Origin of the sequence: Chromobacterium sp. CV08 (genome assembly GCF_051129845.1) — a bacterium.
Lineage (GTDB): Bacteria > Pseudomonadota > Gammaproteobacteria > Burkholderiales > Chromobacteriaceae > Chromobacterium.
In genome coordinates, this window is the sequence record NZ_CP150453.1 from 419,005 (window position 1) to 435,070 (window position 16,066).

Sequence of the window (16,066 nt, forward strand, 5' to 3'; positions counted from 1 at the left end):
AAAGCGAGGCCTGGCTTCCCCGAGCCGTTCCGGCGCGCGCGTCCTGATTTTCCTTCTTATCCGCTAGCCGGAGCCTCGGATGCCGCCGTCGGCCCGCGATCCATCCGGTTCCCATCCACGTTCGTGCACAAAGGAGATCACCATGTATCTGCAAGCCGGCCTTCGTCCGCGCCGATCGGCGGCGTCGGGCGGACAGTCCCGGTCGGGAAGGAGTCGCGATGACTGACGCCGTCCCGTCCATTCTGGCGCGCGACAAGCGCTTCGGGCCGTTGGCCGGACTCACCGAGCGGCTGTCGGATCTCGACCTGTCGGTCTTTCTGGTCTATCTGGTCGATACCGCGCGGCCGGAACTGTTGCCGCTGCTGGCCGAGCAATTCCACATCGACGGCGAGGAAGGCTGGACGCTGGCCGAATCCGACGACGCCCGCCGCGCGCTGCTGCACAGCGCCAACGAGTTGCACCGCTACAAGGGTACGCCGTGGGCGATACGCGAGGTGATCCGCCGCCTGGGCCTGGGCGAAGTGACATTGATCGAAGGCCTGGCCGGCCAGCGCCGCAACGGCGCCACCGGCCGCAATGGCTACTACGTGCACGGCGATCCGCAGGCCTGGTGCCGGTACCGGGTCCTGCTGGGCCGGCCGATCACCAACGACCAGGCCGCCCAGCTGCGCCGCATGCTGGCGCTGTACGCGCCGGCTCGCTGCCAGCTGGCCGGTCTGGAATACCAGGCGGTGGCCAACCGCCACAACGGCGTGATCCGCCGCGACAAGCAATTCAACCGAGGGAGCGCCTGATGGCCAATCTGCAAGAAAAGCCCGTCTGGGAGACGGGGATCTATCAACTGGAAACCTCCGACCCGGTGCTGGCCGGGCCGGACGGCGTGGACAATCTGCAAGGCAAGCAACTGGCCAATCGCACCGCCTATCTGAAGCAGCAGCTGGATAGTCTGTTGGCTGGTGCGTCAGTTGCGGCGTATGCCGCACAACTGCGAGTACCGCGTAATGTCGCGATGAGCGGTGATGGTAGTTGGAATGTGAGTTTCGATGGCAGCGGCAACGTCAGTGCGGCGATGACGTTGAGCAACAGTGGTGTGACGGCAGGTAATTATGGTCAGGTGGCAGTGGACGCCAAGGGCCGTGTAACTGCGGCCCGCAGCATCGTTCAGGATGACCTGCCTTCGTTGGACTGGAGCAAAGTCACAACCGGCAAACCAACCACCCTGGCTGGCTATGGTATTGCCGATGGTGCTAGCAGGGGTGATTTGCAGAATGCGCTCAATGCTTTGGTGGCAGGCGCGCCAAATAGTCTGAATACGCTTCAGGGGCTCGCTGCGGCCATGAACAACGATCCAAAATATTACTCGACGGTGGATAGCAAATTGGCCGGTAAGGCGGATAAGGCGACGACATTTGCTGGCTATGGGATTACGGATGCAGTAGGTAAAGCCGACATCATAGCGGCTGCTCCACCAGGATTGGTTGGCTATTTTATTTCTGCATCTGTGCCAGCAGGGTGGTTGAAAGCTAATGGCGCGGCAGTTTCACGTACGGCCTACGCCGCGCTGTTTTCGATCATTGGTATTCAATTTGGCGCTGGCGATGGAAGTACGACATTTAATTTACCTGATTTGCGCGGCGAGTTTTTGAGAGGATGGGATGATGGAAGAGGCGTTGATAATGGACGTGCCTTAGGATCCGCTCAAGGGAGCCAAAATCTTTCGCATAACCATGGTGGTGGCACTGGTTCCGCTGGGGCGCATAATCATTCGGCGTGGACTGATGCTCAAGGCCAGCATCAACATACCTCTGCTTTTAGATATGGCTACAATCCAGGCTCGGTGGCTGGTTCGAATGGTGCGGAGGCTACGAATGCTGGAGGGGGTAATTTCCCATTGACAGGTGAGGCGGGGAGTCATGCACATAATGTTGGAATCGGTACATCTGCGGATCATTGGCACTCAATAAGTGCGGATGGAGGAGGGGAAGCGCGTCCGCGAAATATCGCACTAATTGCTTGTATCAAGTACTAAGTGAGGAATAAATGGAAAAGGCCTATAAATATCATCCTCTGACTGGGGAATTCTTGAACGAATTCTCTCCCGATTTTTCGCCGCTTGAACCAAATGTTCCTTTGTTGCCGCAATTCAGCACATTGATGGTACCTCCGCTAGGGAAAATGCAAGAAGTGGTCATTTTTTCCAACGATCAATGGTTGCTCAAACCAGATTGGCGCGCCGTGCCGCTGTGGAGCAAGCGAACCGCGCAAGTGGTGACGCCTCGGATCGGAGACACGCCGGACAGCCTGGAGGCGACCTTGCTGCAGCCGCCGGCCTATGCCGTATGGAAGGATGAGGTCTGGAGCGTCGACCGGGATGCGGAACGGGCCGCGCAACTGGAGGCGGCCCAGCGCCTGCAACAGCAGAAGCTGTCCGTCGCCTACCAGGTGCGTCGTCCGCTTGAGGATGCAGTGGAACTGGGCATCGCCAGCGCGGGGGAACAAAACAGCCTGGCCGAGTGGAAACATTATTGCGTGGCGCTGGCACGCGTGCCGCAACTGCCGGCGTGGCCGCTCTTGAGCGAGGCGGACTGGCCCAAGGCGCCGGCTTGATCGGGATGGTTTCCTAAACGGCTTTAAAAGTCCGGGCGATGGCGGATTGGCAAGATGAGATCTTGCCCGGACACACTTCATTGCAAGATGAAGGTCCCGGCCGCGCCTTGGCGCGGTCGGGGCGCATGCGGGCAGAGGAAAGTTCGGGCCGGCGGCAATCGTCGGCTTCTCAGCTTCCCATGGTCCGCCGCTCCCGCCTGGGACGGCGCAACGCAACCGTCATTCAAGCGAGGAAACGATGGCCAATCTGCAGGAAAAGCCGTTCTGGGAACCCGGCATCTACCAATTGGAAACCAGCGACCCGGTGCTGGCCGGGCCGGACGGCATCGACAATCTGCAAGGCAAGCAGCTGGCCAACCGCACCGTCCATCTGAAGGAGAGGGTGGACAAGCTGGAAAGCGGCGAGCAACCCTCCGGCAATGCGGCCAAACTGAGCGCCGCGCGCAAGATCGAGGCGACCGGCGACGGCAGCTGGAATGTCGTCTTCGATGGCAGCCGCGATGTCAGCGGCCAGCTGACGCTGCGCGACAGCGGCGTTGCACCGGGCAGCTACGGTGTGGTGACCGTAGACGGAAAAGGCCGGGTCATAGCAGGCCGGCAAATGACCGGCGACGACGTGCCGGCACATGACTGGAGCAGGATTGCCAGCGGCAAGCCAACCACGCTGGCCGGCTACGGCATTGTCGATGGCGCCAGCAAAGGCGATCTGCAAAGCGCGGTGAATGGCCTGGTTTCGGGCGCCCCGGCGAATTTGAATACGCTGCAGGAGCTGGCGGCGGCGCTGAACAACGATGCCAAGTACTCGGCGACGGTCGACGGCAAGCTGGCCGCCAAGGCCGACAAGGCGGTCACGCTGGCCGGCTACGGGATCGTCGACGGCATCACCGTGGACCGCATGCCCAGGAAGAATCTGGTGCGCGACAGCGGCCGATTCATCCCGGTGGAGGCGGTTTACGATAACCCGACGGCGGCGATCTTCAGCTGCCAGTCGGCGATGGCTCCGCTGACCGCTCCCGATTATCAGCAGTCCGTGACGATCACGAATGCCGGGAAGTTCATTCATGACAACACGTCCAATGGCGGCGGGAAGGGTGAGCTGGCGATCGCAGTCAAGGACTTGCTTGCCGCACTGCCGACACGCAGGAATTTCCGCTACGGCAGCGAGTTTTACATCGCCGAGTTCAGTTGCGGAAACCTGAACTACAGCCCGGACATCGTGGACGGTATCCGGCGTTGTGCCGCGGCGGCGTATGGCGTCGTGGCCGAAGGCAATATCACTTTTATGGCGTGGCTGCGTTGCACGAGGGGTTCGATCCGGCTGGATGTCACCAGCTACAAGAACGGCAAGCCGGCGAGCAATCCCATCATCGTGCCCGCCGACGGCTGGGTGCATTGCGCCGGCATCACCAACTGGGATGGGGGGTATTCGATCTCGCACATCCGCGCGGAGGACAATTCGGTTTTCCAGGTGGCGATGACGGTGGCGCTGTCGGGCAACCATCTGGGCTATGTCCATCAGGCGCCGATCTCCTTTTGATGCCGGCATAAAAAAGACCTGCCCCGTTTGGGGCAGGTCTTCTCACGGAAGCAAGGCGCTTACCGTTTTCCCGCTTCCCACCCGCCGCCCAGCGCCTTGTAGACGCTGATGGTGGCGTTCAGCTGGTCCAGCCGGGCGCCGACCAGGTTCAGCTCGGCCTGGAAGCTGTTGCGCTGCGCGTCCAGCACGTCCAGGTAGCTGGCGTAGCCGTTGTCGTAGCGTAGGCCCGCCAGTTTCAGCGAGCGGTTCAGCGCGGTCAGCTGGGTGGTCTGCGCCTGCAGGATGTCGCGCGCTGCGCTATTGGCGGCGAGCGCGTCCAGCGCGTCCTTGAACGCCGACTGCACCGTCTTCTGGTACTGCGCCAGCGCCTGCTTCTGGCCGGCGCTGGCGGCATCGACGCCGTAGCCGGTGGCGCCGAAGTTGAAGATCGGCGCCGCCAGATTGCCGGCGAAGCTCCAGGTGCGGGTCGGGCCGGTGAACAGGCTGTCCAGCGACAGGCTCTGCGAACCCAGCGCGCCGGTCAGGTTGATGCTGGGAAAGTAGGCCGCCTTGGCCACGCCGATGCGGGCATTGGCGGCGATCAGCTGCTGCTCGCTGGAGGCGACGTCGGGGCGGCGCTCCAGCAGGCTGGACGGCAGGTCGGCCGGTACGCTTGGCGGGCTGGCCAGGCTGTTGATGTCCTTGCCTCGGCTGACGCCGCCGTCGGCCAGCTGCTTCGGGCTATGGCCCAGGAGCACGCCGAGCGCGGTTTCGGTCTGCTCCAGCGAGCGGGCGATCTGCGGGACGGAGGCGCGGGCCGATGCGGCCTCGGCCTCGGCCTGACGCTGGTCCAGCTCGGAGATCAGGCCGCCCTGGAAGCGCTTGGTCTGCAGCTTCAGCGACTCGTCGCGGCTTTGCAGCGTGCGCTTGGCGATGTCCAGCTGGGCGTCCAGCGCCCGCATCTGGAAATAGGTCTGCGCGACCTGGGCCGCCAGCGCCAGCTGGGCGGCGTCGCGGTCGTAGCGGCTGGCCGCGTAGCCGGCGCGCGCCGCCTCGTTGCTGCGGCGCAGCTTGCCCCACAGGTCGATTTCCCACGCCGCCGTCAGATTGGCCGCGCGCACGTTGCTGACCAGCGGCGTGCCGGGGCTGGTCAGCGGCTGCGAGCTGCGGCCGCTCTGATAGCCGGCGTTGGCGCCGAGCGACGGCAGCAGCGCCGCGCGGGCGATGCCGGCCTGGGCGGCCGCCTGGTCCACGCGGGCGGCCGCCGCCTGCAGGTCGAAGTTGTTCTTGACGGCTTCCTCGATCAGCCGGTTCAGCACCGGGTCGTCGAAGCGCTGCCACCAGTCGGCGTCCACCGCCGGCGCCTGTGCGCCGGCCTGGGCCTCGGGCAGCTCGACCTTGGGCCGGCTGTAGTCCGGCCCCACCGCGCAGGCCGACACGGCGAGCGCGACGGCGACGGGTATCAGGGCGCGCTTAAGCATCTGCGTTTCCTCCGGCCCCGGCGTTCTGCTGGGGCTTGTTCTGTTTGCCGATCTTCATGATCACGATGAAGAACAGCGGGATGAAGAAGGTGGCGATGAAGGTGGCGGCCAGCATGCCGCCGATCACGCCGGTGCCGATCGAGTGGCGGCTGGCGGAGCCGGCGCCGGTGGAGATGGCCAGCGGCACGCAACCCAGCACGAAGGCCAGCGAGGTCATCACGATAGGGCGGAAGCGCAGGCGGGCGGCTTGCAGCGCGGCTTCCACCGCCTCCATGCCTTCCTCCATCTGCTGCACCGCGAACTCGACGATCAGGATCGCGTTCTTCGCCGACAGGCCGATCAGCGTCACCAGCGCCACCTGGAAGTAGACGTCGTTGGCGAGGCCGCGCAGCCAGTTGGCCATCAGCGCGCCGAACACCGCGAACGGCACCGCCATCAGCACCGAGATCGGCAGGCTCCAGCGTTCGTACTGCGCCGCCAGGATCAGGAAGACCATGATCATCGCGAAGCCGAACACCAGGGCGGACGAACCGCTGGTCGACTTCTCCTGGAAGGCCGAACCGGTCCAGGCCAGCGAATAGCCTTCGGGCAGCGTTTCCTTGGCCACTTCCTCCAGCGCCGCCAGCGCCTGACCCGAGCTGTAGCCCGGCGCCGGGCCGCCGACGATCTTGGCCGCCGGGAACACATTGAAGCGTTCCAGCGTTTCCGGGCCGGTGGTCTGCTGTATGGTCACCAGCGCGGTCAGCGGGATCATCTGGCCGGCCTGCGAGCGCACGTAGACGTTGCGCAGGTCGTCCACCTTGGTGCGGAACGGCGCCTCCGACTGCAGCTGCACGCGGAAGGTGCGGCCGAACTTGTTGAAGTCGTTGACGTAGAGCGCGCCGAAGGTGCTCTGCATGGTGTCGAACACGCTGTTCACCGGCACGCCCAGCGCCTTGGCCTTGTCGCGGTCCAGCTTGACGAAGACCTGCGGCACGCTGGCGGAGAAGGTGGTCTGCACCCCCTTCAGCTCCGGATGCTTGGCGGCGGCGGCCACCAGCTTCTTGGCGATGTCGCCGAGCTCGGCCGGACTGCGGCCGGCGCGGTCCTGCACATAGGCCTCGAAGCCGCCGGTATTGGACATGCCGGAGATCGGCGGCGGGTTGAACGCCAGGATGATGCCATCGCTGACGCCCATCATGCCCTTGCCGAAGATGTCCTTCACCACCGCCATCGACGACAGTTCCGGCGACTTGCGCTCATCCCACGGCTTCAGCGTGATGAAGGACACGCCGGCGTTGGTCTTGTTGCCGCCGGTGAGGATGTCGAAGCCGGCGAAGCTCATCCTATCCTTGACCGCCGGATTGCCGGCCATCATCGCGTCCAGCTTGTCCATCGTCGCGCCGGTGCGTTGCAGCGAGGCGCCGTCCGGCAGGAAGGCCGCGGCCAGCACATAGCCCTGGTCCTCGTCCGGCGCCAGGCTGGACGGGATGATGCGGAACAGGCCGGCCGACAGCGCCAGCAGCAGGCCGAACATCACCGCCGACAGCAGGCCGCGCTTGATGATGAAGGACACGCCGCCGGTGTAGCGGGCGGTCAGGCGGTCGAACCAGCCGTTGAACCACTCGAAGAAGCGGTTCTGGTGCTGGTGTTCCGACTTCAGGATCAGCGCGCACAGCGCTGGGGTCAGCGTCAGCGCCACGATGCCGGAGATCACCACCGACACCGCGATCGTCATCGCGAACTGCTTGTACATCTGGCCGGCGATGCCGCCGAGGAAGGCCACCGGGATGAAGACCGAGCACAGCACCAGCACGATGGCCACCAGCGCGCCGGACACTTCCTTCATCGCCTTCAGGCTGGCCTCGGTCGGCGACAGTCCTTCCTGCGTCATCAGCCGTTCGACGTTCTCCAATACCACGATGGCGTCGTCGACGACGATGCCGATCGCCAGCACCAGGCCGAACAGCGTCAGCGTGTTGATGGTGAAGCCGAAGGCGTACATGCCGGCGAAGGCGCCGACGATGGACACCGGCACCGCCAGGCACGGGATCAGCGTCGCGCGCCAGTTCTGCAGGAACAGGAAGACCACCAGGAAGACCAGCACCATCGCCTCGGCCAGCGTCTTGTACACCTCCTCGATCGACACTTCGACGAACTTGGTGGTGTCGTACGGGATGCCGAAGGACATGCCGGTCGGGAAACTCTTCGACAGCCGCAGCATCTCGGTTTCGACAGCCTGCGCGGTGGCCAGCTGGTTGGCGCCCGGCGCCAGGAAGATGCCGATCGGGATGGTGGCCTTGCCGTTGTGCTTGCCGTGGAAGTCGTAGGACAGCGCGCCCAGCTCGACGCGGGCGACGTCCTTCAGTTTCACCGCCGAGCCGTCCGGATTGGCGCGGATGATGATGTTCTCGAACTCCTCGGGCTCGGACAGGCGGCCCTGGGTGGTCACGGTGTAGGTGAAGTCCAGCTTCTGCGGCGTCGGTTCGGCGCCGAGCTTGCCGGCGGCGAACTGCGAGTTCTGCTCGCGGATGGCGGCGGCCACGTCGCTGGGCGTCAGCTTCAGCTGGGCCAGCTTGTCCGGCTTCAGCCAGATCCGCATCGAGTAGTCCTGGCCGGCGAAGTTGATCACGTCGCCGACGCCGGGCACCCGTTTCAGCTCGTCGACGACGTTCAACAGCGCGTAGTTGCTGATGAACAGCGTGTCGCGGCTGTTGTCCGGCGAGAACAGCGAGATCACCTGCAGGATGGTGGCGGACTTCTTGCGCACGTTGACGCCCTGGCGCCGCACCTCTTCCGGCAGCTGCGACAGCACCGACTGCACGCGGTTGTTGACGTTGATGGTCGCCTGGTCCGGATTGGTGCCGATCTTGAACGATACGCTCATCGACAGCGTGCCGTTGCTGGCGCTGTTCGACTGCACGTACAGCATGTCGTCGACGCCGTTGATCGCCTGCTCCAGCGGCGCGGCCACGGTATTGGCGATCACCTCGGCGGAGGCGCCCGGATAGCTGGCGGTGACGTTCACCACCGGCGGCACGATTTCAGGGTACTGCTCGATCGGCAGCGCCTTGATGGCGGCCAGGCCCGCCAGCATGATCACGATGGAGATCACGCTGGCGAAGATCGGTCGCCGTATGAAAAAAGCGGAAAACATGTATCAGGTTCCCCCTGGGTTTACTGCTTGGCCGCGGCGGCAGGCGCGCTGGCGCCGGCCTGGAACGGGTGCGGCTTGACGGCGGCGCCCGGACGCAGCTTGATGATGTTGTCGACGACGACCTGGTCGCCGGCCTTCAGACCCTGCTCGACCAGCACGTCCATGCCGACCTCCTGCGAGGTGACGATCGGACGCGGCGCCACCTTGCCGTCGGCGCCGACGACCCAGACCATCTTGCCCTGCTGGCTGGTCAGCACCGCGCGTTGCGGCACGGTGATGGCCGCGGTGCGCACCGCGCCGTTCAGCTGCACGCGGACGAACTGGCCCGGCAGGATGCCGCCCTGCGGGTTGGCGAAGGTGGCGCGCGAGCGGATGGTGCCGGTGGTGGTGTCGACCAGGCTGTCGGTGAAGTTCAGGTGGCCGGTCTTGCCGTAGAGGCTGTTGTCGGCCAGCTTCAGCTGCACCTCGAAACCGCCGCCGTTGGCCAGCTTCAGCTTGCCCTCGCGCTGCATCTTGCGCAGATTCAGCATGTCGCCGTCGGACATGCTGAAGTTGACGTAGATCGGGTCCAGCTGCGAGATCTTGGTCAGCAGGCTGGCGTCGGCGCTGGTGGCCACCAGGCTGCCTTCGGAGCGGGCTTCCTGGCTGGTGATGCCGGAGATCGGCGCGGTGACGCGGGTGTAGCCCAGATTGATGCGGGCCTGCTCCACCTGAGCCTGGGCCGCGGCGACCTGGGCCTTGGCCGAGTTGTAGGCGGCGACGGCGTCGTCGCGGTCCTTCTGGCTGACGGCGTTTTCCTTGAACAGCGGCATGATGCGCTCGAAGTCCTGCTTGGTGCGCGCCTGTTGCGCCTGTTGCACCTGCAGATTGGCCTGGGCCTGGTCCAGCGCCGCCTTGAACGGCTCGGGGTCGATCTGGAACAGCAGGTCGCCGGCCTTCACCGGCTTGCCCTCGGTGTAGGAGCGCTTCTGCAGGATGCCGCCGACGCGCGCGCGCACTTCGACTTCGCGGGAGCCGGCCGCCTGGCCGACGAATTCATACGACACCGGCACATTGGCCGGCTCGACCTTGATCACGGCCACCGGCACAGGCGGCATCGCGCCGCCGGCCTGGGCGTCGGGCTTCTGGCCGCAGGCCGCCAGGCTGGCGGCCACTACGCCCAGCAGCAAACCGCGCGCGGCGCGCGGCATCGTTGCAGTTGCTTGCATGGTATCGAGTCCTCGAAAGCAGAATCCGGAAGGAAGGGTTTATTTTTGCTCAGCAGGGGTATGGTTCTGGATTGTCATATCCCCAATCTTCGGCATTTTACATACATGCGCGTCTGTATGTAAAATGAAGAAATGTCCGGCAATGTAAAAGCTCCGCAATATCGCCGGGCGATAGGCGTTAAAATTCATTAATTAGTACTAGTTCTAGCAAAGTATCCAGATATGGCACGGAAGACACGCGAAGAGGCGGAGCAGACGCGGCAGCAACTGCTGGACGCCGCCGAGCGGCTGTTCAGCGAGCATGGAGTGTCGCGCACCACACTGGCGGACATCGCCGCCGACGCCGGCCTGACCCGCGGCGCGGTGTACTGGCATTTCCAGAACAAGCTGGACCTGTACCGCGCGATGCTGGACCGGGTGTCGGCGCCGTTCGACGACATCCGCGAGCAGCTGCTGCTGGGCGCCGCCGCCGATCCGGCCCGCGCGCTGTGGGACCATAGCCACCGGCTGCTGGGGGTGATCGAGCACAATCCGCAGGTGAGGCGCATCCTGCTCATCCTGTTCATGCGCAGCGAATACGTCGGCGAGTTGGCGCCGATACACGAGGAGTGCGTCGCGCACATGCACGAGGCGCGGGGCCTGCTGAGCCAGGTGGTGCGGCAGGCCAAGGACGGCGGCCAGACCTACGACTGCGTCGATCCGGACGAGGTGGCGGTGGCGCTGCAGTCGCTGCACGACGGCCTGATGAACCGCCTGCTGGTGGAGACGCCCTGTCCGGACGCCACCGATGCCGCCAGCCGGCTGTTGCAATATTTGTACCGCGGCATTTTCCTGCCGCCGGTGATGGAACAACTTACCACTTGCGGCTGAGCCGGCGCTATAATTGCGCTTTTTTCTCAAGCCACTAGCGCGCGATCCATCCGGACGGCGTCGCCCTGGTGGCCACATGGTCTTCATGTCCCACGCAATCGAAATCGAGGCCGTCAGCAAGCGCTACGGCCAGCTGCAGGCGCTGGATAAGGTGAGCTTCTCCGTGGCGCCGGGCGAGTTCTTCGCGCTGCTCGGCCCCAACGGCGCCGGCAAGACCACGCTGATCTCGGCGCTGGCCGGCCTGGCCCGTCCCGACAGCGGCAGCATCCGGGTGATGGGCCGCGACGTGGTGCGCGATTTTCGCGACGCTAGGCGCGCGCTCGGCGTGGTGCCGCAGGAGCTGGTGTTCGATCCCTTCCTGTCGGTGCGCGAGACGCTGCGCTTCCAGTCCGGCTACTTCGGCCTGTCCCGCAACGAGGCCTGGATAGACGAGCTGCTGTTCAAGCTGGGCCTGGCCGACAAGGCCGACAGCAATATGCGCGCGCTGTCCGGCGGCATGAAGCGGCGGGTGATGGTGGCGCAGGCACTGGTGCACCGGCCGCCGGTCGTGGTGCTGGACGAGCCCACCGCCGGCGTCGACGTCGAGCTGCGCCAGAGCCTGTGGACCTTCGTCCAGGAACTGAACCGCGCCGGCACCACCATCGTGCTGACCACCCATTACCTGGAAGAGGCGGAGGCGCTGTGCAGCCGCATCGCGATGCTGAAAAAGGGCAGGCTGCTGGCGCTGGAGAACAAGGACAAGCTGTTGGCGCACAGCGCGCGCCGCGAAGTGGCGGTCACGCTGTCTGGCCCGCTGCCGGACAGCCTCGCGCCGCGCAAGCTGCGCGACGACGACGGCCGCGTGGTGCTGGAGCTGGCCGAGCTGTCCGAACTGGAGGGCGTGCTGGCGACGCTGCGCGAGGCCGGCGTCGAGGTGCGCGAACTGAATGTGGTGGAGGCCGATCTGGAAAGCGTCTTCGTCAAGATGATGAATGGAGGCGCCGCGTGATAGGTTTCCTGACCCTGTTCAAGAAGGAACTGGTGCGCTTCTGGAAAGTGGCGTTCCAGACGGTGGCGGCGCCGGTGCTGACCGCGCTGATGTACCAGCTGATCTTCGCCCACGTGCTGTCCCGGCATGTCGAGGCCTATCCCGGCGTCGGCTACACCGCCTTCCTGATTCCGGGCCTGGCGATGATGTCGATGGCGCAGAACGCCTTCGCCAACAGCTCCAGCAGCCTGATCCAGTCCAAGATCACCGGCAATATCGTGTTCCTGCTGCTGCCGCCGTTGACCGCAGTCGAATTCTTCCTCGCCTACCTGCTGGCTTCGGTCGTGCGCGGCCTGGCGGTCGGCACCGGCGTGCTGCTGGTCACCGGCTGGTTCGGCCTGCCGCTGCCGGCCCAGCCGTTGTGGGCGCTGGCCTTCGCCGTGCTCGGCTGCGGCGTGCTGGGCGCGCTGGGCGTGATCGCCGGCATCTGGGCGGAGAAGTTCGACCAGCTGGCCGCCTTCCAGAACTTCCTGATCATGCCGCTGACCTTCCTGTCCGGCGTGTTCTATTCCATCCACAGCCTGCCGCCGTTCTGGTACGCCGTTTCGCACGTCAATCCGGTGTTCTACATGATCGACGGCTTCCGCTACGGCTTCTTCGGCCAGGCCGACGTCAATCCCTGGCTGTCGGCCGGCGTCGTGGCCGGCAGCTTCGCGCTGCTGTGCGCGCTGGCGCTGGGGCTGATCCGCTCCGGCTACAAGCTGCGCCACTAACCTTATTCGTTATTCGCACCGGACAATCAAGATGACTCCAGAGCAAGTCAAACAATATATCGAGGCCGGCCTCGACTGTACCCATCTGCATGTGGAAGGCGATGGCCACCACTTCTACGCCACCGTGGTGTCGGCCGCCTTCGAGGGCAAGCGCCTGATCGACCGCCACCGCATGGTCAAGGAAGTGATCGCCAGCCGTCTGGCCAGCAACGAAATCCACGCGCTCTCCATCGTCAAGGCGGCCACGCCGGACGAGTGGGCCAAACAGCAAGCCTGAAAGCAAGACCATGGATAAACTGAAAATCGTAGGCAACGGCCCGCTGAACGGCGAGATCCGCGTTTCCGGCGCCAAGAACGCCGCGCTGCCGATACTGTGCGCAGGCCTGTTGACCGCCGACACCATGCGTTTCACCAATGTGCCGATGCTGCGCGACATCGCCACCACCCAGAAGCTGCTGCAGGGCATGGGCGTGCGCGTGATGACCGATAATGTGCACGAGGTGGAGATCACCGCCTCGCAGCTGGACAGCCTGGTGGCGCCGTACGACCTGGTGAAGACCATGCGTGCGTCCATCCTGGTGCTGGGCCCGACGCTGGCGCGCTTCGGCGAGGCCTCCGTGTCGCTGCCCGGCGGCTGCGCGATCGGCAGCCGTCCGGTCGACCAGCACATCAAGGGCCTGGTGGCGATGGGCGCCGAGGTGTCGATCGAGCACGGCTACGTCAAGGCGCGCGCCAAGCGCCTGCGCGGCGCCCGCGTCGTGATGGACATGGTGACCGTCGGCGGCACCGAGAACCTGCTGATGGCCGCGACCTTGGCCGAGGGCACCACCATCCTGGAAAACGCCGCGCGCGAGCCTGAGGTGACCGATCTGGCCAACTGCCTGGTGGCGATGGGCGCCAAGATTTCCGGCATCGGCACCGACCGGCTGGTGATCGAGGGCGTGGAAAAACTGCACGGCGCCGAATACTCGGTGATGCCGGACCGCATCGAGGCGGGCACCTTCCTGGTGGCCGGCGCGATGACGCGCGGCCACATCGTGTTGCGGAACGCCGCGCCCAAGAGCATGGAGGCGGTGCTGGACAAGCTGGCCGAGACCGGCGCGCTGATCGAGTGCGGCGACGACTGGATCTCGCTGGACATGAAGCAGCGCCCGAAGGCCGTCAATTTCCGCACGCTGCCTTACCCGGCCTTCCCGACCGATATGCAGGCGCAGCTGATGACGCTGAACTGCGTGGCCGAGGGCGCCGGCGTGGTGACCGAGACCATCTTCGAGAACCGTTTCATGCACGTGCCGGAACTGAACCGCATGGGCGCCAATATCGAGGTCGAAGGCAATACCGCCATCATCAAGGGCGTGGACAAGCTGTCCGGCGCCACCGTGATGGCCACCGACCTGCGCGCTTCCGCCAGCCTGGTGATCGCCGGCCTGGTGGCCGAGGGCGAAACCATCGTCGACCGCATCTATCACCTGGACCGCGGCTACGAGCACATCGAGAAGAAACTGGGCGCCGTCGGCGCGCTGATCGAACGCATCAGCTGATCCGGCCTCCCGTCCCGTCAGACGCCGCGCCCTGCCAGGGTGCGGCGTTTTTCATCGATGGGCTGGATTTGCCACTGTCATTTTTCATGTTGCGGCAGGCGAGAAGGGCGGACAATATCGCATCGTCCCATCCACCTGGAGAACGCGCATGCTGCCGGACACGCCTTATCGAATCCTGTCCATCGACGGCGGCGGCCTCAGAGGCATCGTCGCGCTGGTCGTGCTGGACCGGCTCGACCGGGCCGCGCCGGGCTGGCGCGACGGCATCAATATGTATGCCGGCACGTCGACCGGCGCCCTGATCGCGATGGGTCTGGCCCGGGGCCTGACACCCGGACAGCTGTTAGGGCGGTACCGCGAGGACGGGCCCAGCTTGTTCTCCCGCAGCCTGGCCTGGCGGCTGAAGACGCTGAACGGCCTGATCGGCCCGCGCTACGACGGCAAGGAGCGGGAGCGGGTCTGCCGGCAGGTCCTGGGGGAGACGAGCACGCTGGCCTCGTTGCTGCGCGACGGCGGCCGCCGCGGCCATGTGCTGGTGCCGGCCTTCAATCTGGACGGCGATCCGCGGTTGCCGGACGGGCAGCGGCGCTGGAAGCCCAAGGTCTACCACAATCTGCCGACCCGAGACGGCAGCGACGACGGCGTGGAGACGGCCTGGCGGGTGGCGATGCGCAGCACGGCCGCGCCGACCTATTTCCCCTCCTTCGACGGCTTCGTCGACGGCGGCGTGTTCGCCAACAATCCGGCGATGTGCGCACTGGCGCAGACACGCGACGCGAGGCTCAGGACGCCGATTCCGCTGGAGTCGGTGGCGATGCTGTCGCTGGGCACCGGCGTCAACGCCATCCGCCTGGCCGGCGACGCCGACTGGGGTGATCTGCAATGGGGCCGGGACATCGTCGATCTGCTGATGGACGGCGTCAACGACGTGGCGGATTTCCAGGCGCGGCAGCTGCTGGGGGCGCGGCGCTATCTGCGGGTGTCCGCTTTGCTGGATCAGCCTGTTCCGCTGGACGACGTCCGTCAGATGGCGCGGCTGGAGGAGATCGCCGGGCGGATCGACCTGAGCGAGGCGACAGGCTTCGTCGACGGTTGGCGATTCGCCTCGACGGCGTTGCCGGTCGGCGCGGCGGTCGGCCTCGTCTGATCCTCACTGGCCCGGACGGGCGGCGGCGTAGGCCGGCGAGGCGCGCACGGCGGCGACGGCCTGCCAGATCTTCCGGGCCAGCGCCGGCTCGCGTTGATAGAAGGCGTGGGAGAAGATCAGATAGTACGGCTTGACGGCCAGCGGCGGCTCCAGCTTGTCCAGCCTGCCCTGCAGCGCCGGTTCGGCGGCGATGGCGTCGTCGGCGGCCTGGCTTTGCAGCGCCGCGCCGTCGACGCGGCCCAGCAAGACCTTGTGCAGAATGACCGAGGCGTTGCGCGAGCTGCTGTCCACTTTCAGGCCCTGCCGTTGCAATTGCGCGACCACCGAAAACCCGGTCTGGGCGGCGACGCCCTTGCCGGCGCCGATGACGCGACGGCCGTCCCAGCCGAGGCCGCCGTCCTTGACGCGGTACAGGCTGTAGCTGTCGGTCAGCATGCGCAGCGAGACGTCGGCCTGGCCGTTCTTCATCGGAAACACGCCCAGGGCCGTCCGCTCCGGCGCGTAGCTGATCTTGTACAGGCCGTCCAGACGCCCCGCCGTGACCTCCGACATGCAGCGCACCCAGGGCAGGGCCTGGCTCCGGATCGTGATGCCGAGGCGGCGCGCGACCATGTCCATCATGATCTGGCTGAGGCCCCGTCCGTTCTCCAGCAACCATGGATAGGACGGCGCGTCCTCATGGCAGAGGCGCAGCGCCGGCGGCTGGGCGGCGGCCTGGCACAGCCACAGGCCGGCGCATAGTCCGGAAAGGGCTCGGATCATCGATGGCGGGGCCTGACGATGTAATGCTGCCAGTATAGAAGAGATGGGGGCGCCCGAG

General features: G+C 65.5%; 14 protein-coding genes. 10 read left to right on the forward strand and 4 right to left on the reverse strand.

What is annotated here, in order from left to right; translation table 11 throughout:
• Nucleotides 1-218 precede the first annotated feature (218 nt).
• The 4 genes from WNM05_RS02035 (at nucleotide 219) to WNM05_RS02050 (ending at nucleotide 4,144) form a co-directional block, all read left to right on the forward strand.
• Nucleotides 219-794, forward strand: a complete 576-nt coding sequence (locus tag WNM05_RS02035) for a phage tail protein (protein ID WP_434632074.1) — start codon at nucleotides 219-221, stop codon at nucleotides 792-794.
• Nucleotides 794-2,029, forward strand: coding sequence for a phage tail protein (locus tag WNM05_RS02040; RefSeq protein ID WP_434632075.1), 1,236 nt, complete (start codon nucleotides 794-796; stop codon nucleotides 2,027-2,029). The genes WNM05_RS02035 and WNM05_RS02040 overlap by 1 nt, the downstream gene beginning before the upstream one ends.
• Nucleotides 2,030-2,040: 11 nt before the next feature.
• Nucleotides 2,041-2,607, forward strand: coding sequence for a tail fiber assembly protein (locus WNM05_RS02045; protein WP_434632077.1), 567 nt, complete (start codon nucleotides 2,041-2,043; stop codon nucleotides 2,605-2,607).
• A gap of 238 nt (nucleotides 2,608-2,845) precedes the next feature.
• Nucleotides 2,846-4,144, forward strand: a complete 1,299-nt coding sequence (locus tag WNM05_RS02050; protein ID WP_434632078.1) for a hypothetical protein — start codon at nucleotides 2,846-2,848, stop codon at nucleotides 4,142-4,144.
• A gap of 59 nt (nucleotides 4,145-4,203) precedes the next feature.
• On the opposite strand, the gene WNM05_RS02055 is transcribed toward WNM05_RS02050, so the two are convergent.
• Genes WNM05_RS02055 through WNM05_RS02065 form a run of 3 tightly spaced genes read right to left on the reverse strand, consistent with a single transcriptional unit; the run spans nucleotide 4,204 to nucleotide 9,948 of the window.
• The gene (locus WNM05_RS02055) at nucleotides 4,204-5,604 is read right to left on the reverse strand and encodes an efflux transporter outer membrane subunit (RefSeq protein ID WP_434632080.1); all 1,401 of its coding nucleotides are present in this window, start codon (nucleotides 5,602-5,604) and stop codon (nucleotides 4,204-4,206) included.
• On the reverse strand, nucleotides 5,597-8,740 hold the full coding sequence (locus WNM05_RS02060; RefSeq protein ID WP_434632082.1) for an efflux RND transporter permease subunit: 3,144 nt from the start codon (nucleotides 8,738-8,740) through the stop codon (nucleotides 5,597-5,599). The genes WNM05_RS02055 and WNM05_RS02060 overlap by 8 nt, the downstream gene beginning before the upstream one ends.
• Before the next feature lie 20 nt (nucleotides 8,741-8,760).
• Complete coding sequence (locus WNM05_RS02065) at nucleotides 8,761-9,948, reverse strand: efflux RND transporter periplasmic adaptor subunit (protein ID WP_434632084.1); 1,188 nt, start codon at nucleotides 9,946-9,948, stop codon at nucleotides 8,761-8,763.
• Between the two features lie 222 nt (nucleotides 9,949-10,170).
• On the opposite strand from WNM05_RS02065, the gene WNM05_RS02070 reads away from it, so the two are divergent.
• The 6 genes from WNM05_RS02070 to WNM05_RS02095 all read left to right on the forward strand — a co-directional run bounded on the left by WNM05_RS02070 (nucleotide 10,171) and on the right by WNM05_RS02095 (nucleotide 15,246).
• Complete coding sequence (locus WNM05_RS02070; protein WP_434632086.1) at nucleotides 10,171-10,818, forward strand: TetR family transcriptional regulator; 648 nt, start codon at nucleotides 10,171-10,173, stop codon at nucleotides 10,816-10,818.
• A gap of 85 nt (nucleotides 10,819-10,903) precedes the next feature.
• Nucleotides 10,904-11,806: an ABC transporter ATP-binding protein gene (locus WNM05_RS02075; RefSeq protein WP_434632087.1), complete on the forward strand. Its 903-nt coding sequence runs from the start codon at nucleotides 10,904-10,906 to the stop codon at nucleotides 11,804-11,806.
• Nucleotides 11,803-12,558: an ABC transporter permease gene (locus WNM05_RS02080; protein ID WP_434632089.1), complete on the forward strand. Its 756-nt coding sequence runs from the start codon at nucleotides 11,803-11,805 to the stop codon at nucleotides 12,556-12,558. Before WNM05_RS02075 ends, WNM05_RS02080 begins: the two co-directional genes overlap by 4 nt.
• 31 nt (nucleotides 12,559-12,589) lie before the next feature.
• Nucleotides 12,590-12,835, forward strand: coding sequence for a BolA family protein (locus WNM05_RS02085; protein ID WP_101710340.1), 246 nt, complete (start codon nucleotides 12,590-12,592; stop codon nucleotides 12,833-12,835).
• 10 nt (nucleotides 12,836-12,845) lie between these two features.
• Complete coding sequence (gene murA, locus WNM05_RS02090; protein WP_434632091.1) at nucleotides 12,846-14,099, forward strand: UDP-N-acetylglucosamine 1-carboxyvinyltransferase; 1,254 nt, start codon at nucleotides 12,846-12,848, stop codon at nucleotides 14,097-14,099.
• Between the two features lie 148 nt (nucleotides 14,100-14,247).
• Nucleotides 14,248-15,246, forward strand: a complete 999-nt coding sequence (locus tag WNM05_RS02095) for a patatin-like phospholipase family protein (protein WP_434632092.1) — start codon at nucleotides 14,248-14,250, stop codon at nucleotides 15,244-15,246.
• 3 nt (nucleotides 15,247-15,249) lie between these two features.
• Here the strand turns inward: WNM05_RS02095 and WNM05_RS02100 are convergent, their stop codons facing one another.
• Complete coding sequence (locus WNM05_RS02100) at nucleotides 15,250-16,008, reverse strand: substrate-binding periplasmic protein (protein ID WP_434632094.1); 759 nt, start codon at nucleotides 16,006-16,008, stop codon at nucleotides 15,250-15,252.
• Nucleotides 16,009-16,066 lie beyond the last annotated feature (58 nt).

What these genes read in the sequence shown, in the direction of transcription:
- WNM05_RS02075 (WP_434632087.1), top strand. Translation starts at nt 10,904, where the DNA reads ATGTCCCACGCAATCGAAATCGAGGCCGTCAGCAAGCGCTACGGCCAG.
- WNM05_RS02095 (WP_434632092.1), top strand. Translation starts at nt 14,248, where the DNA reads ATGCTGCCGGACACGCCTTATCGAATCCTGTCCATCGACGGCGGCGGC.
- WNM05_RS02100 (WP_434632094.1), bottom strand. Translation starts at nt 16,008, where the DNA reads ATGATCCGAGCCCTTTCCGGACTATGCGCCGGCCTGTGGCTGTGCCAG.
- WNM05_RS02065 (WP_434632084.1), bottom strand. Translation starts at nt 9,948, where the DNA reads ATGCAAGCAACTGCAACGATGCCGCGCGCCGCGCGCGGTTTGCTGCTG.
- WNM05_RS02055 (WP_434632080.1), bottom strand. Translation starts at nt 5,604, where the DNA reads ATGCTTAAGCGCGCCCTGATACCCGTCGCCGTCGCGCTCGCCGTGTCG.
- WNM05_RS02060 (WP_434632082.1), bottom strand. Translation starts at nt 8,740, where the DNA reads ATGTTTTCCGCTTTTTTCATACGGCGACCGATCTTCGCCAGCGTGATC.
- WNM05_RS02085 (WP_101710340.1), top strand. Translation starts at nt 12,590, where the DNA reads ATGACTCCAGAGCAAGTCAAACAATATATCGAGGCCGGCCTCGACTGT.
- WNM05_RS02035 (WP_434632074.1), top strand. Translation starts at nt 219, where the DNA reads ATGACTGACGCCGTCCCGTCCATTCTGGCGCGCGACAAGCGCTTCGGG.
- WNM05_RS02040 (WP_434632075.1), top strand. Translation starts at nt 794, where the DNA reads ATGGCCAATCTGCAAGAAAAGCCCGTCTGGGAGACGGGGATCTATCAA.
- WNM05_RS02050 (WP_434632078.1), top strand. Translation starts at nt 2,846, where the DNA reads ATGGCCAATCTGCAGGAAAAGCCGTTCTGGGAACCCGGCATCTACCAA.
- murA (WP_434632091.1), top strand. Translation starts at nt 12,846, where the DNA reads ATGGATAAACTGAAAATCGTAGGCAACGGCCCGCTGAACGGCGAGATC.
- WNM05_RS02070 (WP_434632086.1), top strand. Translation starts at nt 10,171, where the DNA reads ATGGCACGGAAGACACGCGAAGAGGCGGAGCAGACGCGGCAGCAACTG.
- WNM05_RS02045 (WP_434632077.1), top strand. Translation starts at nt 2,041, where the DNA reads ATGGAAAAGGCCTATAAATATCATCCTCTGACTGGGGAATTCTTGAAC.